The 25,942-nt window shown below is 52.5% G+C and carries 22 protein-coding genes; 12 read left to right on the top strand and 10 right to left on the bottom strand.

Annotation, left to right across the window (positions count from 1 at the left end):
• The first annotated feature begins 135 nt into the window (after window positions 1–135).
• Entirely contained in the window at window positions 136–1,497 is a 1,362-nt protein-coding gene (yegQ, locus tag ACHHZ7_RS20965; RefSeq protein ID WP_032943948.1) for a tRNA 5-hydroxyuridine modification protein YegQ, read from the top strand.
• Between the two features lie 284 nt (window positions 1,498–1,781).
• Here the strand turns inward: yegQ and clpA are convergent, their stop codons facing one another.
• Both clpA and clpS read right to left on the bottom strand, forming a co-directional pair.
• Window positions 1,782–4,058, bottom strand: a complete 2,277-nt coding sequence (gene clpA, locus ACHHZ7_RS20960; protein ID WP_003036804.1) for an ATP-dependent Clp protease ATP-binding subunit ClpA — start codon at window positions 4,056–4,058, stop codon at window positions 1,782–1,784.
• A 30-nt stretch (window positions 4,059–4,088) separates the two neighbouring features.
• Window positions 4,089–4,409, bottom strand: a complete 321-nt coding sequence (gene clpS / locus ACHHZ7_RS20955) for an ATP-dependent Clp protease adapter ClpS (RefSeq protein ID WP_003036810.1) — start codon at window positions 4,407–4,409, stop codon at window positions 4,089–4,091.
• Window positions 4,410–4,732: 323 nt separating this feature from the next.
• On the opposite strand from clpS, the gene cspD reads away from it, so the two are divergent.
• Window positions 4,733–4,957, top strand: coding sequence for a cold shock-like protein CspD (gene cspD / locus ACHHZ7_RS20950; RefSeq protein ID WP_003036813.1), 225 nt, complete (start codon window positions 4,733–4,735; stop codon window positions 4,955–4,957).
• Window positions 4,958–5,031: 74 nt separating this feature from the next.
• Here the strand turns inward: cspD and macB are convergent, their stop codons facing one another.
• Window positions 5,032–6,978 carry a macrolide ABC transporter ATP-binding protein/permease MacB gene (gene macB, locus ACHHZ7_RS20945; RefSeq protein WP_048215946.1) on the bottom strand — a complete coding sequence of 649 codons (1,947 nt, stop codon included), beginning with the start codon at window positions 6,976–6,978 and terminating at the stop codon, window positions 5,032–5,034.
• Window positions 6,975–8,090: a macrolide transporter subunit MacA gene (gene macA, locus ACHHZ7_RS20940; RefSeq protein ID WP_008785219.1), complete on the bottom strand. Its 1,116-nt coding sequence runs from the start codon at window positions 8,088–8,090 to the stop codon at window positions 6,975–6,977. Before macA ends, macB begins: the two co-directional genes overlap by 4 nt.
• 159 nt (window positions 8,091–8,249) lie before the next feature.
• Between macA and ACHHZ7_RS20935 the strand changes: the two genes are divergently transcribed.
• Window positions 8,250–9,200: a VirK/YbjX family protein gene (locus ACHHZ7_RS20935; RefSeq protein ID WP_060683563.1), complete on the top strand. Its 951-nt coding sequence runs from the start codon at window positions 8,250–8,252 to the stop codon at window positions 9,198–9,200.
• Here ACHHZ7_RS20935 and ACHHZ7_RS20930 read toward each other — a convergent pair.
• Entirely contained in the window at window positions 9,197–10,855 is a 1,659-nt protein-coding gene (locus ACHHZ7_RS20930) for an ATP-dependent endonuclease (protein WP_003834292.1), read from the bottom strand. The two genes, ACHHZ7_RS20935 and ACHHZ7_RS20930, sit on opposite strands and share 4 nt — an antisense overlap.
• Before the next feature lie 371 nt (window positions 10,856–11,226).
• Here ACHHZ7_RS20930 and aqpZ point away from each other — a divergent pair, with 371 nt between their 5' ends.
• From aqpZ to ACHHZ7_RS20905, 5 genes are all read left to right on the top strand, one after another.
• On the top strand, window positions 11,227–11,922 hold the full coding sequence (aqpZ, locus tag ACHHZ7_RS20925) for an aquaporin Z (protein ID WP_003840208.1): 696 nt from the start codon (window positions 11,227–11,229) through the stop codon (window positions 11,920–11,922).
• 268 nt (window positions 11,923–12,190) lie between these two features.
• A complete protein-coding gene (locus ACHHZ7_RS20920; RefSeq protein WP_060683562.1) occupies window positions 12,191–13,090 on the top strand; it encodes a lysine exporter LysO family protein in 900 nt (299 codons plus the stop codon).
• Between the two features lie 155 nt (window positions 13,091–13,245).
• Entirely contained in the window at window positions 13,246–14,898 is a 1,653-nt protein-coding gene (hcp, locus tag ACHHZ7_RS20915; RefSeq protein WP_008785224.1) for a hydroxylamine reductase, read from the top strand.
• Between the two features lie 10 nt (window positions 14,899–14,908).
• Window positions 14,909–15,877, top strand: a complete 969-nt coding sequence (hcr, locus tag ACHHZ7_RS20910; protein WP_003027256.1) for an NADH oxidoreductase — start codon at window positions 14,909–14,911, stop codon at window positions 15,875–15,877.
• 179 nt (window positions 15,878–16,056) lie between these two features.
• Complete coding sequence (locus tag ACHHZ7_RS20905) at window positions 16,057–17,670, top strand: FAD-NAD(P)-binding protein (protein ID WP_060683561.1); 1,614 nt, start codon at window positions 16,057–16,059, stop codon at window positions 17,668–17,670.
• Window positions 17,671–17,744: 74 nt separating this feature from the next.
• Here the strand turns inward: ACHHZ7_RS20905 and ACHHZ7_RS20900 are convergent, their stop codons facing one another.
• Entirely contained in the window at window positions 17,745–18,179 is a 435-nt protein-coding gene (locus tag ACHHZ7_RS20900) for a DoxX family protein (RefSeq protein ID WP_003834302.1), read from the bottom strand.
• 153 nt (window positions 18,180–18,332) lie between these two features.
• Between ACHHZ7_RS20900 and poxB the strand changes: the two genes are divergently transcribed.
• From poxB to ACHHZ7_RS20880, 4 genes are all read left to right on the top strand, one after another.
• A complete protein-coding gene (gene poxB / locus ACHHZ7_RS20895) occupies window positions 18,333–20,051 on the top strand; it encodes a ubiquinone-dependent pyruvate dehydrogenase (protein WP_032943955.1) in 1,719 nt (572 codons plus the stop codon).
• A gap of 155 nt (window positions 20,052–20,206) precedes the next feature.
• The gene (ltaE, locus tag ACHHZ7_RS20890) at window positions 20,207–21,208 is read left to right on the top strand and encodes a low-specificity L-threonine aldolase (RefSeq protein WP_060683560.1); all 1,002 of its coding nucleotides are present in this window, start codon (window positions 20,207–20,209) and stop codon (window positions 21,206–21,208) included.
• A gap of 10 nt (window positions 21,209–21,218) precedes the next feature.
• A complete protein-coding gene (locus ACHHZ7_RS20885; protein WP_060683796.1) occupies window positions 21,219–22,649 on the top strand; it encodes an SDR family oxidoreductase in 1,431 nt (476 codons plus the stop codon).
• A 97-nt stretch (window positions 22,650–22,746) separates the two neighbouring features.
• The gene (locus ACHHZ7_RS20880) at window positions 22,747–23,760 is read left to right on the top strand and encodes an NAD(P)-dependent oxidoreductase (protein ID WP_060683559.1); all 1,014 of its coding nucleotides are present in this window, start codon (window positions 22,747–22,749) and stop codon (window positions 23,758–23,760) included.
• A gap of 100 nt (window positions 23,761–23,860) precedes the next feature.
• Here the strand turns inward: ACHHZ7_RS20880 and ACHHZ7_RS20875 are convergent, their stop codons facing one another.
• The 4 genes from ACHHZ7_RS20875 to cspG form a co-directional block, all read right to left on the bottom strand.
• Window positions 23,861–24,691, bottom strand: a complete 831-nt coding sequence (locus tag ACHHZ7_RS20875) for an N-acetylmuramoyl-L-alanine amidase (protein WP_008785229.1) — start codon at window positions 24,689–24,691, stop codon at window positions 23,861–23,863.
• Window positions 24,688–25,011, bottom strand: coding sequence for a heavy metal-binding domain-containing protein (locus ACHHZ7_RS20870; RefSeq protein WP_001160725.1), 324 nt, complete (start codon window positions 25,009–25,011; stop codon window positions 24,688–24,690). The genes ACHHZ7_RS20875 and ACHHZ7_RS20870 overlap by 4 nt, the downstream gene beginning before the upstream one ends.
• Window positions 25,012–25,215: 204 nt before the next feature.
• The gene (locus ACHHZ7_RS20865; RefSeq protein WP_071692589.1) at window positions 25,216–25,404 is read right to left on the bottom strand and encodes a cold-shock protein; all 189 of its coding nucleotides are present in this window, start codon (window positions 25,402–25,404) and stop codon (window positions 25,216–25,218) included.
• A gap of 10 nt (window positions 25,405–25,414) precedes the next feature.
• Window positions 25,415–25,627, bottom strand: coding sequence for a cold shock protein CspG (gene cspG, locus ACHHZ7_RS20860; RefSeq protein ID WP_020996661.1), 213 nt, complete (start codon window positions 25,625–25,627; stop codon window positions 25,415–25,417).
• Window positions 25,628–25,942: the final 315 nt, after the last annotated feature.

The following is a 25,942-nucleotide window of genomic DNA, read 5'->3' as shown; positions in this document are numbered from 1 at the left end:
GCAACGCTGTCGCCCGGCGTTTTTCTTTACCTGACTTCCTCGCAGCGCTACAATGCCCGCCCTTAATATGGGGGCACTCCCCTAACCGCCTCATTGAGTGAGGCGAGTCTGACCTGTCATCAGAACGAGAAAATTATGTTTAAACCGGAACTCCTTTCCCCGGCGGGAACGCTGAAAAACATGCGTTACGCTTTCGCCTATGGCGCTGACGCTGTGTATGCGGGCCAACCGCGTTACTCACTGCGCGTACGCAACAACGAATTCAACCACGAAAACCTGCAGCTCGGCATTAATGAAGCCCATGAACTGGGTAAAAAATTCTATGTGGTGGTTAACATTGCCCCACACAATGCCAAGCTGAAGACCTTCATTCGTGATCTGAAACCGGTGGTGGAAATGGGGCCGGATGCACTGATCATGTCAGACCCTGGTCTGATTATGCTGGTGCGCGAAAACTTCCCTGACATGGACATTCATCTTTCAGTACAGGCTAACGCCGTAAACTGGGCGACGGTGAAATTCTGGAAGCAGATGGGACTGACCCGCGTGATCCTCTCCCGCGAGCTGTCGCTGGAAGAAATCGAAGAGATCCGCACCCAGGTGCCGGATATGGAGCTTGAGATCTTCGTTCACGGCGCGCTGTGTATGGCCTACTCCGGCCGTTGCCTGCTTTCTGGCTATATCAACAAACGTGACCCTAACCAGGGTACCTGCACCAATGCCTGCCGCTGGGAATACAACGTGCAGGAAGGCAAAGAAGACGTGGTGGGCAATATCGTGCATAAGTACGAGCCTATTCCGGTACAAAACGTTGAGCCTACGCTGGGTATTGGCGCACCGACAGACAAAGTCTTTATGATTGAAGAAGCCCAGCGTCCGGGTGAGTATATGACCGCGTTCGAAGACGAACATGGCACTTACATCATGAACTCAAAGGATTTGCGTGCCATTGCCCACGTTGAACGCCTGACGCAGATGGGCGTGCATTCCCTGAAGATCGAAGGCCGCACCAAGTCATACTATTACTGTGCACGTACCGCGCAGGTCTATCGTAAAGCCATTGATGATGCCGCAGCCGGTAAACCGTTCGACCCGCAACTGCTGGAAACGCTGGAAGGCCTGGCGCATCGTGGTTACACCGAAGGGTTCCTGCGCCGCCATACCCATGACGACTATCAGAACTACGAATACGGCTTCTCTGTTTCCGAGCGTCAGCAGTTTGTCGGCGAATTTACCGGCGAACGTAAAGGTGAACTGGCCGCCGTACTGGTGAAAAACAAATTCACCGTCGGCGACAGCCTGGAGCTGATGACCCCACAGGGCAACATTAACTTTACCCTCGAACAGATGGAAAACGCGAAAGGTGAAGCCATGCCGGTTGCGCCGGGCGACGGTTACACCGTGTGGATGCCAGTACCAGAGGATATCGATCTGAATTATGCATTGTTGATGCGTAATTTTACCGGTGAGTCCACGCGCAACCCGCATACTAAGTAGTTAATTACGGTTATTTTTCAGCGTTCGGAAGATTCTTAGAAATCGATCACATACCGTTTCGTTCATTAAGGGTATTATCCCCTCCGCTGAAAAACATAACCCATAAATGCTAGCTGTACCAGGAACCACCTCCTTAGCCTGCGTAATCTCCCTTACGCAGGCTTATTTTTTGCCTGCCGTTTAAACTCCCTGAATATCCCAATTCAAATCACTTTTATCAGGCGAAAAAAAACCGGGCATTATGCCCGGCTGATTAGGTGATTAGGTGATTAGGTGATTAAAGATTAATGTGCAGCTTCTGGCTTGTGCTTTTGTGCACTCTGGAAACCATAGGTCAGCTCATTTTTCTCTTTATCCAGCGCAACGGTCACCTGGCCACCATCCACCAGCGAACCAAACAACAGTTCGTTAGCCAATGGTTTTTTCAGGTTATCCTGGACCACACGCGTCATTGGACGTGCGCCCATTGCGCGGTCGTAGCCTTTCTCTGCCAGCCAGTCACGTGCTTCCTGGCTCACTTCCAGAGAGACACCTTTCTGATCCAGTTGAACCTGAAGCTCGACGATAAACTTATCAACAACCTGATGAATCACCTCGGTAGAGAGATGATCGAACCAGATAATGTTGTCGAGACGGTTACGGAATTCCGGCGTAAACACTTTTTTGATTTCGCCCATTGCATCAGTACTGTTGTCCTGATGAATCAACCCAATCGATTTACGCTCAGTTTCACGTACACCGGCGTTAGTGGTCATGACCAGCACCACGTTGCGGAAATCCGCTTTACGCCCGTTATTGTCGGTCAGCGTGCCGTTATCCATTACCTGCAGCAGCAGGTTAAAGACGTCCGGGTGCGCTTTTTCGATTTCATCCAGCAGCAGTACCGCATGCGGATGCTTAATAACAGCATCGGTCAGCAAACCGCCCTGGTCGAAACCGACATACCCCGGAGGCGCACCAATCAGGCGGCTGACGGTGTGGCGTTCCATATACTCGGACATATCAAAACGCAGTAGTTCAATGCCGAGTGCTTTGGACAACTGCACCGTGACTTCAGTCTTACCGACGCCAGTTGGTCCGGCAAACAAGAACGAACCAACCGGTTTATGCTCGTGTCCCAGACCGGCACGGCTCATTTTGATCGCTTCAGTCAGCGCCTCAATGGCTTTATCCTGTCCGAATACCAGCATTTTCAGACGGTTGCCCAGGTTTTTCAGCGTGTCGCGATCGCTCTGCGAAACGCTCTTCTCCGGGATCCGCGCAATGCGGGCCACAACGGACTCGATATCCGCCACGTTGACGGTTTTCTTGCGCTTGCTGACCGGCATCAGACGCGCACGCGCGCCCGCCTCATCGATCACGTCGATCGCTTTATCCGGCAGATGACGATCGTTAATGTATTTCACCGCCAGTTCGACCGCTGCACGCACCGCTTTGGCGGTATAGCGGACATCATGGTGCGCTTCGTATTTTGGTTTCAGACCGTTGATTATCTGTACGGTCTCTTCTACCGATGGCTCAGTGACATCAATTTTCTGGAAACGGCGCGCTAACGCACGGTCCTTTTCAAAGATATTGCTGAATTCCTGATAGGTTGTGGACCCTATCACACGGATCTTACCGCTGGAGAGCAGCGGCTTGATCAGGTTAGCCGCATCCACCTGGCCGCCCGATGCCGCACCCGCACCGATAATGGTGTGGATCTCATCGATAAACAGAATACTGTTAGTATCCTGTTCCAGCTGTTTCAGCAGCGCCTTAAAGCGTTTCTCAAAATCACCGCGATATTTGGTGCCAGCCAACAGCGAGCCGATATCCAGGGAGTAAAGGGTGCAATCAGCCATGATTTCAGGCACATCACCCTGGACGATACGCCAGGCGAGCCCTTCAGCAATGGCGGTTTTACCGACACCAGACTCTCCCACCAGCAGCGGGTTGTTTTTTCTGCGACGGCACAGTACCTGAATGGCGCGCTCCAGCTCTTTGTCCCGGCCAATGAGCGGATCAATTCCGCCCACTCGGGCAAGCTGGTTAAGGTTAGTCGTGAAGTTCTCCATACGGTCCTCCCCGCCAGCTTGCTCTTCGTTATTTGGCTGATTCCCAGAGTCAGAAGACTGACTGGGTTCGTCTTTGCGCGTGCCATGAGAAATAAAATTCACCACATCAAGACGACTTACTTCATGCTTACGCAGCAGATAAGCCGCCTGAGATTCCTGCTCGCTGAAGATAGCGACCAGCACATTTGCGCCGGTAACTTCATTACGCCCGGAGGACTGAACATGAAAGACCGCGCGTTGCAGTACACGCTGAAAACTCAACGTTGGCTGCGTGTCGCGTTCTTCCTCACTGGCAGGCAATACAGGTGTGGTCTGTTCAATGAAGGCTTCGAGTTCCTGACGGAGCGCCACCAGATCCACAGAACACGCTTCCAGCGCTTCGCGGGCCGATGGGTTACTGAGCAACGCCAGTAACAAGTGCTCGACGGTCATAAACTCATGTCGGTGCTCGCGCGCTCTGGCGAAAGCCATGTTTAAACTGAGTTCCAGTTCTTGATTGAGCATAGGCACCTCCCCCAATGTTTATGCCTGCATTCAGGCTTTTTCCAGCGTACACAGCAACGGATGCTCGTTCTCCCTCGCATATTTGTTCACCATCGCTACTTTGGTTTCAGCCACTTCGGCAGTGAACACACCGCAGATAGCTTTGCCTTGATAGTGAACTGCAAGCATCAGTTGCGTTGCACGTTCTACATCATAAGAAAAGAATTTTTGTAACACGTCAATAACAAACTCCATCGGAGTGTAATCATCATTGACTAATATCACTTTATACATAGATGGCGGTTTTAGCGCGTCGCGCAATTTGTCTTCCGCCAGCAGATCGAAATCCAGCCAGTCGTTCGTCTTACCCATTGTCAGTCGTCATCTTCAGTTACGGTTTCCGGCAGAAAATCTTGCCGCTGACAAGCAGCCTATGCGCACAATCAATCTACCTCAAGTATTAGATAACTATCATCTATTAGTGCCATCCGCGACATCTGTCACATAACCGACAATAGCGTTAACTGCTTCAAATTTTGATGCATTTTTACCCTATTCCGTCTGCATGGCGCTTGACGCCCCGCCTGATTTCTCTAAATTGTAGTCTCGAGAGTTGGCGAGGTTTTGAACAGCCCCCACTCCGCCACCGGTTCATTCCATCTTACTTATATAAGATTTACGAAGGATGTCGAAGTATGGAAACGGGTACTGTTAAGTGGTTCAACAACGCCAAAGGGTTTGGTTTCATTTGCCCCGAAGGCGGCGGCGAAGATATTTTCGCCCATTACTCCACCATTCAGATGGATGGTTACAGAACGCTAAAAGCCGGACAGTCTGTCCAGTTTGATGTCCACCAGGGGCCAAAAGGCAATCATGCCAGTGTCATCGTGCCTGTCATTGAAGCAGAAGCTGTCGCATAGCTCTTCTGTCTCATTGTGTACATCCCGCAGTCAAAATGCCAGCCCTTGCGGCTGGCATTTTTATCTCTGTGGCATTATTCCCGCGCCAGAGCATCTACCGGATCCAGACGTGCCGCATTCCGCGCCGGTAGCCAGCCAAACAACACCCCGGTTGCAGTCGAACACAGAAACGCCGTCAACAGCGCGACGGGTGAAAATCCAATTTCCCAGCCCGGCAGAAATAGCTGTAGCGTAAAAGCGATCAGCATCGACAGGCTAATGCCCAACGCGCCGCCAACCAGACACACCAACACTGCTTCAATTAAGAACTGTTGCAGCACGTCACTGGCGCGAGCGCCAACCGCCATACGAATGCCAATCTCACGCGTTCGTTCGGTTACTGAAACCAGCATAATATTCATCACGCCAATCCCACCGACCACCAGCGAAATCACCGCCACCAGCGTCAGGAAGAGTTGTAATGTACGTGTGGTCTTTTCGGCGGTTTTCAAGATGCCGTCCATATTCCAGGTGAAGAAATCCTTCTTGCCGTGGCGCAACGTCAACAGTCGGGTCAGTTGCTGTTCGGCCTGGGCACTGTCAAAACCATCCTTCACTCGCACGGTGATCGAGTTCAGCCACGACTGTCCCATAATGCGCCCGGACATAGTGCTATAAGGCAGCCAGACACGCAGGATCTTGCTACTGCCAAACATCGACTGTTTCTCTTCTGCAACACCAATCACCGTGGCAGGCATATTCCCCACCAGCACGACTTCGCCAACAACTTTCGCTTTATTGGGGAACAACTGACGACGGGTATTGCTGTCGAGCACCACCACCTGAGCGCGCCCCGCCAGTTGCTCGGCGTTAAAGGTGGTCCCTTCGCTAAATGTCATGCCATAGACGTTGAAATAGTCGCCGCTAACGCCATTAGCACTGGCAGCAACATCGATATTGCCATAGCGCAACCGCAGGTTCTTCGACACCGCAGGCGTTACTGAACTGACCCAGGGCTGCTTCTGTAGCGCCGTCAAATCGTCATACTTCAACGCCTGTTGATATTGCGGATCGTCGTCGCCGAAGTCTTTGCCAGGATAGATATCAATGGTGTTAGTACCAATAGCGCGAATATCTGCCAGTACCAGTTGTTTAGCCGCATCGCCTACCACCACGATCGACACCACCGAAGCAATACCGATGATGATCCCAAGCATGGTCAGTAGCGTACGCATCTTATTCGCGGCCATTGCCAGCCAGGCCATGGTAAGCGCTTCACGAAAACCGCTGACAAACTGGCTCCAGCCGGATGCCGTTTTCACCGTTGGCTCCGCAATATCGCGTCCGCCAGAGGGTTTCTGTGGCGGTGGATTGCGCACAATCTCACCGTCACGAATTTCAATGACCCGTTCGGCCTGCGCGGCGACCTGGCTGTCGTGAGTAACGATAATTACCGTATGCCCGCGATCGCGCAGCTGATGCAAAATCGCCATCACCTCTTCGCCGGAATGGCTATCCAGTGCGCCGGTGGGTTCGTCGGCAAGAATAACCTGCCCCCCGTTCATCAGCGCACGCGCGATACTGACCCGCTGCTGCTGACCACCGGAAAGCTGGGAAGGTTGATAGTCAACCCGGTCACCCAACCCCAGCCGCTGGAGTAATTCCTGCGCACGCGCCAGGCGCTGCTTACGTTCAGTGCCCGCGTAGACCGCCGGTACCTCAACGTTTTGTGCGGCGGTTAAATGCGACAGCAGGTGATAGCGCTGGAAGATAAAACCAAAATGCTCACGACGCAGTTGCGCTAGCGCATCGCTATCCAGCGTAGAGACATCGCGTCCGGCAACCCGATACGTACCGCTGGTTGGCTTATCCAGACAGCCGAGAATGTTCATCAGCGTCGATTTACCCGAACCCGACGCCCCGACAATCGCCACCATTTCCCCGGCCTGAATGCTCAAGGATACGTCCTTCAACACCTCAACCTGGCCTTCGCCTGACGGATAGCTGCGGCGGATATGGCTCAGTTCAAGCAATGCCGTCATTTTGCAGCTCCAGCGTTGCCCTCACCGGTAATGACTTCATCCCCCTCTTCCAGCCCTTTCACGATCTCCACATCGGTGTCATTACGCGCGCCGATAACCACTTCACGTTCGCGGGTTTCGCCGTTACGCAGTAGTCTGACGTTATAGCGGTTGTTGCCAATAGGATCGCCCAGCGCCGACAGCGGGATGGTCAGGACATTTTTGACATCAGTGAGCTGGATATGGACTTGCGCGGTCATATCCAGGCGCAGGATCCCTTTCGGGTTGGGAACTTCGAAGCGGGCATAGTAGAAAATCGCATCATTCACTTTCTCTGGCGTCGGAAGAACATCTTTGAGCTTACCTTCATAGCGTGTTTGCGGATCGCCCAGCACGGTAAACCAGGCCTTTTGCCCAGGATGCAGGTGAATTACATCAGCCTCAGAAACCTGCGCTTTTACCAGCATGGTGCTCATATCGGCCAGGGTCAGAATGTTAGGTGCCTGCTGGGCGGCAATAACGGTTTGCCCTTGCAGGGTAGTAATTTGCGTTACTTCGCCAGCCATTGGCGCAACGATGCGGGTGTAATCAAGGTTGGTTTTTGCCGTATCGAGAGAGGCCTGATTACGCTTAATTTGCGCGTCAATTGTGCCAATTTGCGCCTGTTTGACCGCCATTTCGGTGGCCGCCGTGTCGAGATCCTGCTGTGAAACGGCCTGAGTTTTCGCCAGCTGTTGTTGGCGGGAGAGAGTGACCCGCGCCAGCTTCCACTCAGCTTCGGCTTGTAAACGCTGGGCGCGCAATTCCATCAGCGTCGCTTCAACCTCTTTGATTTGGTTTTGCGCCTGTTCAGGATCGATAACACCGAGCAACTGATCTTTTTTCACTTTATCGCCAATCGCAACCGACAGCGTTTTTAACTGCCCGCTGACCTGTGCCCCGACGTCAACTTTACGCAGCGCATCCAGCTTACCGGTCGCCAGCACGCTTTGTTGCAGATCGCCAGGTCGAACAATTAATGTTTGATACTGAGGTAAAGGCGCATTAAGCGTTCGCCAAAGTGCAATTACCGCCACAATAAGGATGACGGCGAACAGAAAATAGCGTTTTTTGATTTTTCCCTTGAGCTTCATAAATGTCCCAATACCCCCAATACGTCCACCAGAGTGGAGTGCTAATCATCAACGTTAAATAAATCGCCGTTGAAAAGCGCAAGAATAACAGAGTTATTGATGAATGGTTAAGATCCGCTGTGCTGAAATTAGTACAAGGGTATCAATCGGATTTATATTATGAGCCAGCTAACTGAAAGCACTTTTCTTTCTTCAAAACCAGTCACAAGTTTTAGCCTCTTTTGTAGCCTGATGACCGGACATTGGCGCCCAGGACAATTTTGGCATCAGCGTAGCTTTCGTCGTAAGTTTTTGTTGCGCTCAGCGCTTATGCCGCGATTAACGCGTGAATGGATGACCGAGTTGGCGCAATGGCCTGACCTTGATAGCATACTTGCACGCCAGCCGCGATTGCCGGTTCGTTTGCATCGCGCCTATCTCGCGAAAAACCTTGACCACAAAACGAAACTGGATGCCGTGCGTTATCACTACAATGCTATCCGCAGCTTTTTTTCAGCCACTGAATTTAAGGATTATTTAAGTGAAGATGGATTACAACTAGCACAAATTGAGGGAAAAAATAGCGAAGTATTTAGTGTAATAATGACTTCATTCATCATACTGGATAAAGAAGGTGAAAGCACCATTCTGGTACGCAATTGCGCTGGCGAGACTTTAGCGGAAATGACGTTTACGCTGTGCAATTATGAAGGGAACAGTACGTTGTTTATTGGCGGGTTACAGGGAGGAAGCCGATTACTGCCACATGAAGAAATTCAAAAAGCGACCAAATCATGCCATGGAATTTTCCCAAAACGTATTGTGATGGAAACCATTTGCCGTTTAGCCGAACAGTTGAATATTGAAAAAGTTATGGCTGTAAGTAATGAACAGCATATCTTTCGCAGTCAACGCTACCACGATAAAAACAAGGTGATCCATTCTGACTACAACGCTTTTTGGGAGTCGGTTGGCGGTGAGTGTGACAGCAACGGGTACTATCATATTCCACGCACGCTGGCGCGAAAAAGCGAGGCGGATATTGCCAGCAAAAAACGCGCAGAATACCGCCGCCGCTATCAGCTACTGGACAGCATCCATTCGCAGCTGTCGTCGATGTTTCGCCACTAATCCGCTCTGCCGCGTGCCAGCCACAGCACGCGGGAAAACATTTTTCGCAGCAGCGTTGGCACCGCATCAACGCCCCGCCGCCCGGCTTCCATCGCCACCTCAATGGCCAAATCCGGTTTTGACGAACGATGTATCGCCTTGGAGATAATTTTGCGCATATTCATAGGCACATTCTCAGGGATTTGTGCCACCCGGTGAAAGACGTCAGCAAACCCCTGGCGATACATAAAGTGTTCCATATCCAGCGCGGGGAGCATGGTCAAATGCTCACGCTCTTCCTCTCTGTCGTCATTCAATAAGCTACGTACCGTGGCCGCGTACTTTTTCCCGGCTTCATCGCCATCGACCAGCACATGCCACTCTATCCCCATCCGGCGGGCGAATTTAACCAGCGGCTTAAGACCGGACTGGGCAAATTCAATGACTTTAATCCCTTCTGCATCAAAGTGGTGTCCGCACTGGCGGGCCAGTTCGTTAATAACCCATGTTTCCGTTTCACCTTCCACCAGCAGCCAGCAGCGGGCAAACAACGATGACGCACGATTAAAACGAATATGAAATGCGATTCGCCGACCATCTTCTGCACTGATCCCACCCGGCCCCAGCCGCCAGGCAGCGACGCGGGATGATTCACGTACCAGACGAACAACATGCTCAACAGGCGTAAGGGACAGCAGCTCACCGGAGTTGGTGGTCGCCACTCGCTGCAGAGGCAGTAAATTCAACAAGTGCCAGGCCACCGACAGCATGATGGGATGTAAACGCGTTTCCGGATCTTCCACCAGCAGTAAAGGTCGGGCGTCTTTATCCAGCCTTAGCGTGCCTTTGGCCTGCAACAAGGTCGAAAACAGGCCCAACAGAATAACCCGGTGCGTACGTCCGCCGGGTTTATCAATCATGCGGTTAATAATGTCCAGATAGCGCCAGCTCCGTTGTTCGTTATTGGAGCGACGGCGCATCAGACGGTAGCGGGACTGGCCAGCCCCCTGCTCGGAAAAATAGTGCTCCAACAACTGAACCATGGCCGATAACCCCTGGCGGATCTGCCCGTCGGTCAGGTTTTGCGGCCGGGTAGCCAGCTCACGCGCCAGAAAATCCAGTTGGCGGGCGGTGACTTCGACATCCGCCGAGTCCGGCACGGTACCGTTGCGGATCCGTCGCATAAATCGCGCGTCGCGCAGACGCAGTACCGGCATCAGACGCACAAGGTGGCGCGCCTGATCGTTAATGTCATCGAGAGGTAATGGATGGCCGTCGCCATCAAGAAAACTGCGTAAGGTCAGAACGCTACCGTCATCCGCACACTCGCCTTCCAGGCGATAAAAAATGCGGTGATAGCCATCCTGGCAAGGCGTCCAACTGGCTTCCAGAGGACGATAGCGACGCACCCGGTGACGACCCGGCTGGGATTCACGAAACGTCAGGATAATGTGCAGGTGGTGTTCCCTGCCCTGTATATCACCCGGCGGGAACCAGAAATCCTCGCGGACAAAATGATACAAGTCTGACTCCGGCGACAGCAGCAGGGTCAAGGCATCCAGCAGACTGGATTTACCCCACGCGTTCTCCCCAATCAGCACGTTGCTCTGCTCCAGCATCAACGACAGACGGTTAATACCGCGAAATCCAACAATCTCAACGCGTTCGAGAATCATATAGCCTCCGGAAATGCTAACTTTTTCCTTCAAGTTATCAGGAGTATAACGGCAAGCGGGCGCTCAGGACACCCGATATCAACCTGGCGTGAATCGCAAAAGCAAAAAAAATAAGAATATTCTTCTTATGTTTTCTCCTGAATATAATTTCAGAACTTAATCATCGTCCTTTCGCTAATTGAACTATGCTTCATTCACCCAAGATTCAAAAAGGAATCGCAACATATTGCCTTAAATCAAATTTTTTCATCAATTTAACTGGCGAAGGGATGATATTTTTTTCTAAAATACCCGCTCTTTCATCATCGTCCCTTTTAGCGATGAATTACCGGGCAAGGAACACGAACCCGGAACTTTTAATTGAGGTGGTTATGTTCAGGAAATTAGCAGCTGAATTCTTCGGTACGTTTTGGCTCGTTTTTGGTGGGTGCGGTAGTGCAGTGCTGGCAGCCGCATTCCCGGAATTGGGAATTGGATTTGCCGGTGTCGCGCTGGCATTCGGCCTGACAGTATTAACCATGGCATTCGCTGTGGGTCATATTTCAGGTGGACATTTTAACCCGGCGGTAACCTTCGGTTTATGGGCTGGCGGTCGTTTCCCGGCAAAAGATGTTATTGGTTACGTTATTGCTCAGGTTGTGGGCGGTATTGTTGCAGCTGCGGCACTGTATCTTATTGCCAGCGGTAAAGCAGGTTTTGATGCAACGGCCAGTGGTTTTGCTTCGAACGGCTTTGGTGAACATTCACCAGGCGGTTATTCCATGCTTTCTGCCGTCGTCATTGAAATTATTCTGACCGCAGGTTTCTTATTAGTGATCCACGGCGCGACCGATAAACATGCTCCGGCAGGTTTTGCACCTATCGCAATTGGTCTGGCGTTAACACTGATTCACTTGATCAGTATTCCGGTCACCAACACCTCCGTGAACCCGGCACGTAGTACCGCAGTAGCCATTTTCCAGGGCGGCTGGGCATTGCAACAATTGTGGTTCTTCTGGGTCATGCCGATTATCGGTGGGGTTCTCGGCGGTCTTATTTACCGCACCCTGCTGGAAAAACGCGATTAATCGCTAACAAAAAGGCCTGGCGAAAGTCAGGTCTTTTTTTTCCTCTCTATATTTCCTTTTATTTGCAACTTTACTCCCCTCTTTGCATTGAGTAGTGTGTATACCCGTTATACTTCAAGTTGCAGATGTGTTGACTGCGCTCGCTCCCCCCAGTCACGTACTTATGTACGCTCCCGGGGATTCACTCCCTTGCCGCCTTCCTGCAACTTGAATTATTTAGGTTATAGTGACGCATTTCGTCTTACTTCTCAGCAAGGATCTGGTTTTCATGTTTTCAGGGCTGTTAATCATTCTGGTTCCCCTTATTGTGGGCTACCTTATTCCGCTCCGGCACAGGACTGCATTACAACTTATCAATCGCCTGTTAAGCTGGATCGTCTACCTTATTCTCTTTTTTATGGGTATTAGCCTGGCGTTTCTGGATAATCTCGCCAGCAACCTGTTAGCCATTCTTCATTATTCTGCGGTCAGCGTGACGGTCATTATACTGTGTAATATTGCGGCGCTGTTCTGGCTGGAGCGTTCGCTGCCCTGGAGACACAACCACAAGCAAGAAAAGCTCCCCTCGCGAATTGCAATGGCGCTTGAGTCGCTTCAGCTTTGCGGCGTCGTCGTCATCGGTTTCCTGCTCGGCCTCACTGGGCTTCCCATTCTGCAGCATGCCACCGAAGCCAGCGAATATACGTTAATCTTTTTACTGTTCCTGGTGGGGATTCAACTGCGCAATAGCGGCATGACCTTAAAGCAAATTGTGCTGAACCGTCGGGGGATGATCGTGGCCGTCGTCGTCGTCGTCAGTTCGATGCTGGCGGGGGTTATCAATGCCTTGATCCTCGGTCTACCGCTGAAAACCGCGCTGGCGATGGCATCAGGTTTTGGCTGGTATTCCCTGTCCGGTATTCTGTTAACCGAATCGTTCGGGCCCGTAATTGGTAGTGCCGCCTTCTTTAACGACCTGGCCCGTGAGCTGATCGCCATTATGTTGATTCCAGGAATGGTGGGCCGCAGCCGCTCTACCGCGCTGGGATTATGCGGCGCGACATCAATGGATTTTACCCTGCCCGTTTTACAACGCAGCGGCGGTCTGGAAATGGTCCCGGCAGCCATCGTCCACGGCTTCATTCTGAGTCTGTTAGTACCTCTGCTGATGGCGTTTTTCTCCGCCTGACGCCGGGACAAATACCTCTCTGGCGGTAGTCAGCTACCGCCAAAATTGCGCTAAATCAATCTCCCTGCAAGTAGTAGCAGAAATCCCTTTTATCCCTTCGCGCACAGGCATAACCTTAAACATGTATATTAAATATAACTTTAAAAGGTGTGACCATGTTTTGTGTGCAATGTGAACAAACCATCCGTACTCCGGCAGGAAACGGCTGCTCTTACGCGCAGGGTATGTGCGGTAAAACGGCTGAAACCTCCGATTTGCAGGATCTGCTGATTGCTTCCCTACAAGGTCTGTCTGCATGGGCTGTTAAAGCACGTGAATACGGCATCATCGACCATGAGGTTGATAACTTTGCTCCGCGTGCATTCTTCTCCACGCTGACTAACGTTAACTTCGATTCCCCGCGTATTGTTGGCTATGCCCGTGAAGCTATCGCCATGCGCGATGCCCTGAAAGCGCAATGCCTGAACATCGACGCGAACGCAGCGGTCACCAACCCGATGGCCGATCTGCAACTGGTCAGCGACGATCTGGGCGACCTGCAACGTCAGGCCGCTGAATTTACCCCGAACAAAGACAAAGCAGCCATTGGCGAGAACATTCTCGGCCTGCGTCTGCTGTGTCTATACGGCCTGAAAGGTGCGGCAGCTTACATGGAGCACGCGCACGTTCTCGGTCAGTACGACAACGAAATCTACGCTCAGTACCACAAAATCATGGCATGGCTGGGTACCTGGCCTGCCGATATGAACGCTCTGCTGGAGTGTTCAATGGAAATCGGCCAGATGAACTTCAAAGTGATGAGCATTCTGGACGCCGGTGAAACCACCAAATACGGCCACCCGACCCCGACTCAGGTCAACGTAAAAGCAACCGAAGGTAAGTGCATCCTGATCTCCGGTCACGACCTGAAAGATCTGTACAACCTGCTGGAGCAGACCGAAGGTACCGGTGTTAACGTTTATACCCACGGTGAAATGCTGCCGGCGCACGGCTACCCGGAACTGCGTAAGTTCAAGCACCTGATCGGCAACTACGGCAGCGGCTGGCAGAACCAGCAGGTAGAGTTTGCCCGCTTCCCAGGTCCGATCGTCATGACCTCTAACTGCATCATCGACCCGACCGTTGGCGCGTACGACGACCGTATCTGGACCCGTAGCATCGTCGGTTGGCCGGGTGTGAGCCACCTCGAAGGCGACAACTTCGGTCCGGTTATCGCTCAGGCACAGCAGATGGCTGGCTTCCCGTACAGCGAAATCCCGCACCTGATCACCGTAGGTTTCGGTCGTCAGACCCTGCTGGGCGCTGCTGATACCCTGATCGACCTGGTGAGCCGCGAAAAACTGCGTCACATCTTCCTGGTTGGCGGTTGTGATGGTGCACGTGGTGAACGTAACTACTTCACCGACTTCGCCACCAGCGTGCCGGATGACTGCCTGATCCTGACCCTTGCTTGCGGTAAATACCGCTTCAACAAACTGGAGTTCGGCGATATCGAAGGCCTGCCGCGTCTGGTGGATGCTGGTCAGTGTAACGATGCTTACTCTGCCATCATCCTGGCGGTAACCCTGGCTGAGAAACTGGGCTGTGGCGTGAACGATCTGCCGCTGTCTCTGGTGCTCTCCTGGTTCGAACAGAAAGCGATTGTTATTCTGCTGACCCTGCTGTCTCTGGGCGTGAAAAACATCGTCACTGGCCCGACTGCACCTGGTTTCTTCACACCGGATCTGCTGGCAGTTCTCAACGAGAAATTTGGTCTGCGTTCCGTGACCACCGTTGAAGAAGACATGAAGCAACTGCTGAGCGCGTAAGGAGTAAAGAATGACAATGCCAACTCATCAGTGCCCATGGCGGATGCAGGTTCACCACATCCATCAGGAAACGCCGGATGTATGGACAATTTCGTTGCTATGCCACGATTATTATCCTTACCGCGCCGGGCAGTATGCACTGGTCAGCGTACGTAATTCAGCGGATACGCTGCGTGCTTACACCATTTCTTCAACGCCGGGCGTTAGCGAGTACATCACGTTGACCATCCGCCGGATTGACGATGGCGCAGGTTCACAGTGGCTAACCCGCGACGTGAAGCGCGGCGACTATATCTGGCTGTCGGATGCAATGGGTGAGTTCACCTGTGAAGATAAAGCGGAAGACAAGTTCCTGATGCTGGCCGCCGGCTGTGGTGTTACGCCAATCATGTCAATGCGTCGCTGGTTGGCAAAGTACCGCCCACAAGCGGATGTACAGGTAATCTTTAACGTTCGCTCGCCGCAAGATGTCATTTTTGCCGACGAGTGGCGCGAATATCCGGTGACATTAGTTGCTGAAAACAATGCCACAGAAGGTTTTGTTTCCGGCCGACTGACGACCGAACTGCTGAAAAGCGTACCGGATCTGACCTCGCGTACCGTGATGACCTGTGGCCCGGCACCGTATATGGATCTGGTCGAGAAAGAAGTCAAAGCGCTGGGTGTGACGCGCTTCTTTAAAGAGCAGTTCTTCACACCTGTTGCCGAAGCCGCCACCAGTGGCCTGAAGTTTACCAAGCTACAGCCGGCGAAAGAGTTCTACGCGCCAGTGGGCAGTACGCTGCTGGAAGCGCTGGAAAGCAACAAGGTTCCGGTTGTCGCCGCATGCCGTGCAGGTGTTTGCGGCTGCTGCAAAACCAAAGTGGTTGACGGTAACTACACGGTCAGCAGCACCATGACGCTGACCGACGCAGAAATCGCTGAAGGTTATGTGCTGGCTTGTTCCTGTCATCCGCAGGGTGATTTAGTGCTGGCATAATTGGCCGGGATCTGATGTGCAAAAGGCCGCCTGGCTGTACCGGGTGGCCTTTTTTTATGCTGTCAGGCGTTGCAAAATTCTGATGTTTTCACTCTCCCCGCAAATTATCGACCACACTTACCCTGCGCAGATTAAACATAATCCCCGACTAGCACGTCGAACTTTCTACAAGGATCCCCATGAAAAAAGTGGCCATTGTCGGCGTCGGTCCCACCGGGATTTATACGTTTCATGCCCTGGTTGAGCGCGGTGAACCGCTGGAAATAGAGCTTTACGAGCAAGCTGAAGAGGCGGGCGTTGGCATGCCTTACAATAGCGACAACAACGCAGACCACATGCTGGCAAATATAGCCAGCATTGAGATCCCGCCGATCTATATCAGTTATCTGACGTGGCTTCAGAATCAAAGTGATGACTATCTGGCCCAGTTTCAGATTGAACGCGCGTCTTTGCATGAGCGGCAATTTTTGCCCCGCGTGATCCTCGGCGACTATTATCGCGATCGTTTTTTAGCCATTGTCGAGAAAGCGCAACAAGCCGGTTTCACGATTCGCGTACATGAATCAAGCGAAGTCACCGACCTGCGAGCAGACCCGAATGGGGTTTCTTTGTGGATCAACCACGCGTCACAGCCCGTTGAGGTGGATTTCGCCGCTATCGCCACTGGTCATCTGTGGCCTGAAACGGATGCTCAGGCGCGCAAGTTTTTCCCCAGTCCGTGGACCGGTCTGATGGACGCGCAGATTGGTGCTTGCCGGGTAGGGATTCTGGGCACCTCGTTAAGTGCTATCGACGCCGCGATGGCTGTGGCCAGTCAGCATGGCACCTTCACTACCAATACCGACCATTCACTGCAATTCACACCTAAATCCGACAGTCAAAACCTGAAGCTGACCCTGATGTCGCGCAGCGGGGTACTGCCTGAAGCGGATTTTTACTGCCCCCTTCCGTATGAATCGCTGAATATCGCGACGCCAGAAGCAATTGAAGATGCCATTGCCCATGGACAAAACGGATTACTGGACCGCATCTTTCAGCTTATGGCGCAACAACTGCAAGACGCAGCGCCAGGCTGGTGCCAACAGGTGGCGCTTGCGACGCTTAACGCCGACACGTTCCCCGAAGTCTATTTCGCCGACAGGCTCAGGCATGACCCTTTTGACTGGGCGAGACGTAACCTGGTAGAAGTTGAGCGCAACAAGCAGAAACAACATACCGTCGCCTGGCGCTATACCTTGCTGCGCCTGCACGAGGTTATCGAGGAGATAGTCCCTCATCTTGATACCCGCGACGAAAAACGTTTCAAGCGCGGACTGGCGCGGGTATTTATTGATAACTATGCGGCAATCCCGTCAGAGTCAGTTCGCCGACTGCTGGCGCTGCACGAAGCCGGGCTGATTGAGATCCTCGCTCTCGGCACAGATTATGAGCGCATGAATGAACAGGAAATAACGGTAATTTCCCACCACGGTCAGCGCAGCGAATTTGATGTGTTTATTGACGCCCGAGGACAACGGGCATTGCAGAGCAAAGATATCCCGTTCCCAACGCTACGCGATCAACTGCTGGCCTGTGGCGATGAGATCCCGGATATCGGCGAAGATTACACGCTGCAAGCGCCGGAAAACGCCCGCAATCGCATCGCTTTTGGCGGGCTGCCGTGGTTAATGCACGATCGTCCGTTTATTCAGGGACTGGTGGTCAGCGCTGAAATAGGCGCCGCGATGGCAAGGGCATTGACGCAACGAGCGCTGAGACGTCGGCACAAACTATGGAACAGTGACGACATATAGATTAGCGACAAATTGAACGACGAGGCGGAGCAATGTTACGCTTTCCCGCCTCGGTATTGACTCTCAGATGGTAACTATCGCCAGGCTGAATTCCCGGCAACGGAGTAACGCCCCGCCCCCAAAAACGCCACGGCCAGCGCGCCGATGAAGAAATAAACCAGACTTTCAATCGCCCATGCACCGGTTTTATCCAGTGTCCAGGTTTCACCCATCCCGACCATCAGCCACGCCACAACCATCGTAAACGCCAGCCCCAACGCCGCCGGACGCGTCAGGATGCCAAGAATAATCAGGCACGGTGCCACGACCTCTCCCAACAGAACGCCATACGCAATAAAGCCTGGGAAACCTTTCGCTATCAACATACCGCTGATGCCATCAATACCCGCAAAGAGTTTATGCAGCCCATGAAACAGCATCAGCCCACCTACGGCAAAGCGTAACAATAACTTGCCAAAATCTTCGTGAGTCAGTACTCGGTTAACTGAATTTAATAGTTTTATAACCATTTGAATTTATTCCTTGTTTCACCATGTCCAATAACAAACTACGCTTAATACAGGTTAAATGAAACCTGCCGGAAATAAGGGGGAAATGAGAAGCATAACTATTATCTTCATCTAAACTTGTAACCGGTATCACATTAGAGGAGAAGGAAAACCATGAAACAAACGGTTGCCGCTTTTATTGCTAAAACACTCGAACAGGCTGGCGTAAAACGCATTTGGGGTGTAACGGGTGACTCACTTAATGGTCTGAGTGACAGTCTGAATCGTATGGGAACAATTGACTGGATGCCAACCCGTCATGAAGAGGTTGCAGCCTTCGCTGCGGGCGCTGAAGCGCAGTTGACGGGCGAACTGGCCGTCTGCGCAGGCTCGTGCGGGCCAGGCAACCTGCACCTGATCAACGGGCTGTTTGATTGTCACCGTAACCACGTCCCGGTACTGGCAATCGCCGCGCATATTCCCTCCAGTGAAATAGGCAGCGGTTATTTTCAGGAGACCCACCCGCAAGAGTTGTTCCGCGAATGTAGCCACTATTGCGAGCTGGTTTCCAGCCCAGAACAGATCCCACAGGTGCTGGCAATTGCCATGCGTAAGGCGGTGCTCAACCGTGGCGTTTCCGTGGTGGTTTTACCCGGTGACGTGGCGCTAAAACCTGCACCTGAAAGCGCCACCACGCACTGGTATCATGCGCCGCTCCCGGTGGTGACTCCACAAGAAGAAGAGCTGAGAAAACTGGCGCAACTGCTGCGCTACTCCAGCAATATCGCCCTGATGTGCGGCAGCGGCTGCGCCGGTGCACATAAAGAACTGGTTGAGTTTGCGGCTAAAATCAAAGCGCCGATTGTTCACGCCCTGCGTGGTAAAGAGCATGTTGAGTACGATAACCCCTATGATGTGGGTATGACCGGGCTGATTGGCTTTTCATCCGGCTTCCATACCATGATGAATGCCGACACGTTGATCCTGCTTGGCACCCAGTTCCCCTATCGCCCGTTCTACCCCACCGACGCCAAAATTATTCAGATTGATATCAATCCGGCGAGCATTGGCGCGCACAGTAAAGTTGATATGGCGCTGGTAGGCGATATTAAATCTACGTTACGTGCCCTACTGCCGCTGGTGGAGGAAAAAACCGAGCGGCAGTTCCTGGACAAAGCGCTGGAGCACTATCGCGAGGCGCGCAAAGGGCTGGATGATTTAGCCAAACCCAGCGATAAAGCCATTCACCCGCAGTATCTGGCGCAGCAGATCAGCCACTTTGCCGCTGACGATGCCATCTTTACCTGCGACGTTGGTACGCCAACGGTGTGGGCAGCACGCTATCTGAAAATGAACGGCAAACGTCGTCTGCTCGGATCGTTTAACCACGGGTCGATGGCGAATGCCATGCCGCAGGCACTCGGCGCACAAGCCACAGAACCAGGACGCCAGGTTGTGGCAATGTGCGGTGACGGCGGCTTTAGCATGCTGATGGGAGACTTTCTGTCGGTTGTCCAGATGAAGCTGCCGGTGAAGATTATTGTCTTCAACAACAGCGTACTGGGATTTGTCGCAATGGAGATGAAAGCGGGCGGTTATCTGACCGACGGCACTGAACTGCACGACACCAACTTCGCGCGGATTGCCGAAGCCTGTGGCATTACAGGCATTCGCGTGGAAAAATCCTCAGAGGTTGATGAAGCGCTACAAAGGGCGATGTCGATTGACGGCCCGGTGCTGGTCGATGTGGTCGTGGCGAAAGAAGAGCTGGCGATCCCGCCGCAGATCAAACTCGAACAGGCCAAAGGTTTTAGCCTGTATATGCTGCGTGCAATCATCAGTGGACGCGGTGATGAAGTGATCGAACTGGCGAAAACGAACTGGCTCAGGTAAAACATCCTTATTAAATCACACACAAAATCATTCATGATGCATCAAGGCGGCTAGCCCGAAAATCCCCAGGAGCATAGGTATACTATGTGACTGGGGTTTAAGGGTGCGGCCAACGCCGAGGCAGCTTGAAGGATGAAGTGTAATAAGGAGACACCATGATTGATTTACGCAGTGATACCGTCACCCGGCCGAGTCGCGCCATGCTGGAAGAGATGATGGCAGCCCCGGTCGGGGATGACGTGTATGGAGACGACCCTACCGTTAACGCCCTCCAGCAATACGCCGCAGAGCTTTCTGGTAAAGAAGCCGCTATTTTCTTACCTACCGGTACTCAGGCTAACCTGGTGGCGCTGCTCAGCCATTGTCAGCGTGGCGAAGAGTACATTGCCGGCCAGGGCGCGCATAACTATCTCTACGAAGCAGGTGGCGCAGCGGTGCTCGGTAGCATTCAACCGCAACCTATCGACGCCGCACCGGATGGCTCCCTGCCTCTGGACAAAGTAGCTGCAAAAATCAAAGTGGACGATATCCATTTTGCCCGCACCCGCTTGCTCAGCCTGGAAAATACCCACAACGGCAAAGTGCTACCGCGCGAGTATCTGAAAGACGCCTGGGAATTCACCCGTGAGCGTAATCTTGCCCTGCACGTCGACGGCGCACGTATTTTTAACGCCGTCGTCGCTTACGGCTGTGAGCTGAAAGAGATCACGCAATACTGCGACTCGTTCACCATTTGTCTCTCCAAAGGTTTGGGGACGCCGGTAGGCTCACTGCTGGTCGGCAGCCACGAGTACATCAAACGCGCTATTCGCTGGCGCAAAATGACCGGCGGCGGAATGCGTCAGGCCGGTATTCTGGCAGCGGCCGGGCTGTATGCGCTGAAAAATAACGTGGCGCGGTTACAGGAAGATCATGACAACGCCGCCTGGATGGCGGAGCAGCTGCGCGAAGCAGGGGCGGACGTCATGCGCCACGACACCAACATGCTGTTTGTTCGCGTTGGCGAAGAGCACGCTACCGCGCTGGGCGAGTATATGAAAGCGCAAGGTGTGCTGATTAACGCCTCCCCGATTGTGCGCCTGGTGATGCACCTGGACGTATCACGTGAACAACTTGCTGAAGTCGTCGCCCACTGGCGCGCTTTTTTAACCCAATAAGGAGATGGGCGTGCCGCAACGGATTTTGGTTCTTGGCGCCAGTGGCTACATTGGTCAGCATTTAGTACAGGCGCTCAGTCAGCAAGGGCATCAGGTGTTGGCTGCGGCACGTCGCATTGAACGGCTGGAAAAGCAGCAACTGGCCAATGTCAGTTGCCACAAGGTCGATTTGAATTGGCCAGATAACCTCACCCCGCTGCTGACGGGTGTTGATACGGTTTATTATCTGGTTCATGGTATGGGCGAAGGCGGTGATTTTATTGCCCACGAACGTCAGGTGGCGATGAACGTGCGCGATGCGCTGCGTAATACGCCAGTTAAACAGCTTATTTTCCTGAGCTCATTGCAGGCTCCCCGGCATGAACAATCCGATCATCTGCATGCGCGACAGATAACCGCAGACACCCTGCGCGAGTCAGGCGTACCGATGACGGAATTGCGCGCGGGCATTATCGTGGGGGCTGGTTCCGCTGCTTTTGAAGTCATGCGCGATATGGTTTACAACCTGCCGGTTCTCACCCCTCCACGCTGGGTACGCTCGCGTACCACGCCTATCGCGCTGGAGAATTTAATGTACTATCTGGTGGCATTGTTGGAAAATCCCACACCACATCACCGCGTCCTCGAAGCCGCCGGGCCGCAGGTGTTGAGCTATCAGGAACAGTTCGAGCATTTTATGGCGGTCAGCGGTAAACATCGCCTGCTCATCCCCATCCCCTTTCCTACCCGCTGGATTTCGGTCTGGTTTTTAAACGTCATTACGTCAGTGCCGCCAACCACGGCCAAAGCGCTGATCCAGGGCTTAAAACACGACCTGCTGGCCGATGACACCGAATTACGTGCGCTGATCCCTCAAAAACTGATTGCCTTTGATGACGCGGTGCGCAGCACGTTGAAGGAAGAAGAGAAGCTGGTCAACTCCAGCGACTGGGGTTACGACGCACAGGCGTTTGCCCGCTGGCGTCCAGAATATGGCTATTTCGCCAAACAAGCTGGCTTTAGCGTTGAAACCTCTGCCAGCACAAAAGCGCTGTGGCAGGTTGTGAATCGACTCGGCGGCAAAGAAGGCTATTTCTTTGGCAATATTCTATGGAAGACGCGCGCGGCGTTGGACCTGCTGGTCGGCCATAAGCTGGCAAAAGGTCGTCCCGAACACCCACTATTGCAAGTTGGCGACACCGTTGATAGCTGGAAAGTCATCATCGTTGAGCCGGAGAAACAGCTGACGCTGCTGTTTGGGATGAAAGCGCCGGGACTGGGTCGCCTGAGCTTCACACTGGAAGATAAAGGCGATCACCGACGCATTGATGTACGCGCGTGGTGGCATCCGCACGGTATGCCTGGCCTCTTCTACTGGCTGTTGATGATCCCCGCCCACCTGTTCATTTTCAGGGGGATGGCGAAGCGTATAGCCAAACTTGCAGAACAAATCACAGACTAATGATAAAAAGAGCCTGTATTCTTTCATGTTTCCCATTGCATACAGGCGTAATTCACGGAAGAATGCGCACGACGTTTTTTAAACACAGTGGATTGATATGAAGGTACTGGTTACCGGAGCCACCAGCGGCTTGGGCCGAAACGCGGTTGAGTTTTTATGCAGCAAAGGCGTCAGCGTCAGAGCCACCGGTCGCAACGAAGCGATGGGCAAGCTGCTGGAGAAAATGGGCGCAGAGTTTGTGCATGCGGATTTGACCGAGCTGGTTTCTTCGCAGGCAAAAGTGATGCTGGCCGGCATTGACACGCTGTGGCACTGCTCCAGTTTCACCTCTCCGTGGGGAACTCAGGAAGCTTTTGATCTGGCCAACGTTCGTGCTACCCGCCGTCTGGGCGAGTGGGCCGTAGCCTGGGGCGTACGTAACTTTATTCATATCTCTTCTCCGTCGCTGTATTTTGATTATCACCATCATCGCGATATCAAAGAAGACTTCCGTCCCCATCGCTTCGCCAACGAATTCGCCCGCAGCAAAGCGGCTGGTGAAGAGGTGATTGCGCTGCTCGCCCAGGCCAACCCGCAGACTCGCTTTACTGTCTTGCGCCCACAAAGCTTGTTCGGACCTCACGATAAAGTCTTTATTCCCCGCCTCGCCCATATGATGTACCACTACGGCAGCATCCTGTTGCCGCACGGCGGGAGTGCGCTGGTAGATATGACCTATTACGAGAACGCGGTTCACGCGATGTGGCTGGCGAGTCAGCAAGCCTGCGATAAGCTGCCGTCGGGTCGCGCGTACAATATAACCAACGGTGAACATCGCACCCTGCGCAGTATTGTGCAGAAACTTATCGACGAGCTGAATATTGATTGCCGTATCCGCTCCGTGCCCTACCCGATGCTGGACATGATTGCCCGCAGCATGGAGCGCTTAGGCAATAAATCGGCGAAAGAGCCAAAGCTTACGCATTACGGCGTTTCGAAGCTGAATTTTGACTTTACGCTGGATACCAGCCGCGCCCAGGAAGAGTTAGGTTATCAGCCCGTTGTGACGCTGGATGAAGGGATTGAGCGTACCGCGGCCTGGCTGCGCGACCACGGTAAGCTGCCGCGTTAGGCTGATAGCCATTGCAGGGTGGCGGCACAAGCGCCACAAAAACCTGCCAAATTAACCGTAGGCCTGATAAGCGAAGCGCCATCAGGCATTGGTGTATGCGTTAACCCTGCCCGTATTTCTCCAGTAACGCTTCGGCAATCGCCTGCGTTTCCGCGTCCGCCACGCCATTCCACAACGTCGAGCGGAAATGCATCTGGAACGCCATAATCACCCGCTGCTGTTCACGCGGCGTCATCTCGGGTTTTACCTCATAGCCATAGCGTGACAGCAGATCGAGCAATGACGCGGTTTCTACCGGCGTATGGGGCGCTCGTCCGGCGAGATAAAATGCCACACGCTGAGCATCCGGCCATGCGCCAATGCCCTGAGCGGCCAGTGCTTGCCACGGAAACAGCGGACCGGGATCGTCCTTACGCTGCGGCGCAATGTCTGCATGAGCCACCACGTTTTGCGGTTTTATGTCGTAGCGGGCGATGATATCTTTCGCCAATGGGATTAACGCCTGAATCTGCGCGGGCTCAAACGGCGCAAAATACTTGCTGCCCGCTGATTTTTGCCAGCCGCGGTTTTCCAGCTCAATACCAATTGAGGTATCGTTAATACGCGTAGCGCCGCGCCAGAAGCTAATCCCCGCATGCCAGGCCAGATCTTTTTCCGGCACCAGTTGCCAGATACGCGGTTTACCATGGTAAAGCGGCGGCACTGCGGGGATCAAATAGTGTGAACTGACGTTTTTATCGGTCAGCGTAGCCAGGGAAGAGTCAAAATCATCGGCCGTGTAATGGATAACCAGTACTTTAATGCGTGGATAAGCAGCCTGGGCCTGACGGCGGGTATCTAACTGATACCCGTCTTTGTCGACAATCCCTTTTTCGCCAGCACATCCCACCAGCAACAGCGTAAATGCCAGCAGACACAACAGACGTTTCATCGGCGAGTTTTCACCGCGGTACCGCTGACGCTCACCATCAGCATGCTACCGTCTTTGCCTACGGTTTCGTAATCGATATCGATACCGACCACCGCATCAGCACCCAGCGCTTTCGCCTGTTCGCCCAGCTCCTGAAAAGCAATTTCACGCGCTTTACGCAGCTCTTTTTCATACGCGCCGGAGCGACCGCCGACAATATCGCGAATACCGGCAAAAAAATCGCGGAAGATATTCGCGCCTAAAATGGCTTCACCGGTAACAACACCGCAGTACTCCACGATGCTCTGTCCTTCCAGCGTAGGGGTTGTCGAAAACTGCATGGTTAATCTCCTTTTTGCGCTAAGAGCACGACCTCAAAAGCATTATCAAACCAATACACTATGACACTCAAAGGAAAGCCCGCCAAATAAAACTGCTATCCTTGTTGATGTGTAGCGGTTTCAGGTAGTGCGTTTTTTATTTTTATTTGACTGGCATGCCGCCAGAAATAAAAAAGCCCCCAGATGTTTGGGGGCCTGAAGTTATTATTTTCTGAAATCTAATGGCGCCTGGCCGGACTGAATGTACATTGCTACGTTATCAAATGTAATCATTTTTGATTTACAAAAAATACATTTTGCCCCGAATGGATTTCCTTCAGTAACATCAAAGGTTGATGTTCTGTATTGGGAGCCATGGCAACATGGACAGCGAAAGTGAATATGATTAGTAATAATAGTTACCTCAAAGCGCCACAACATTAATTGCGGATGGACCTTTAGGTCCCTGCTCCACACCGAATTCGACTTTCTGGTTTTCATTCAGTGTCTTAAACTCATTACTTTGAATCGCTGAGAAATGGACAAAGACATCTTTGCTGCCATCTGCAGGCGTAATGAAGCCAAAACCTTTTTCAGGATTGAACCATTTAACTAAACCAGTCATTTTAGTAGACATATATTTATTCCTTAATTTGAGCCTTTCGGCAAGCTTGGTTTTTATGACAGAAACTTCGTAGTGCTTAATGAAGAGACTCAAAGAGGGGATAAACGGATTACACCTGAAAATGAGAACTGCTTGAGTAAACTACTTTGTATATCGTCTGTTATTCAAACCGACCGGATCATTAACGCACGGGCACCGAGATTAAGCAACTCTTATTTTAGCCATCCGGAGTCCCTTATAGCCAACAACACGGCATGAGTTTTGTTTAGCCAGGCGTAAAGCGCGGCAAATGGAACATGCAAATGCTCAGATGGTCTATACAGTATA

This window comes from Citrobacter freundii complex sp. 2024EL-00216, from assembly GCF_043945515.1.
Lineage (GTDB): Bacteria > Pseudomonadota > Gammaproteobacteria > Enterobacterales > Enterobacteriaceae > Citrobacter > Citrobacter portucalensis.
This window is presented reverse-complemented; position numbering and strand designations above follow the sequence as displayed.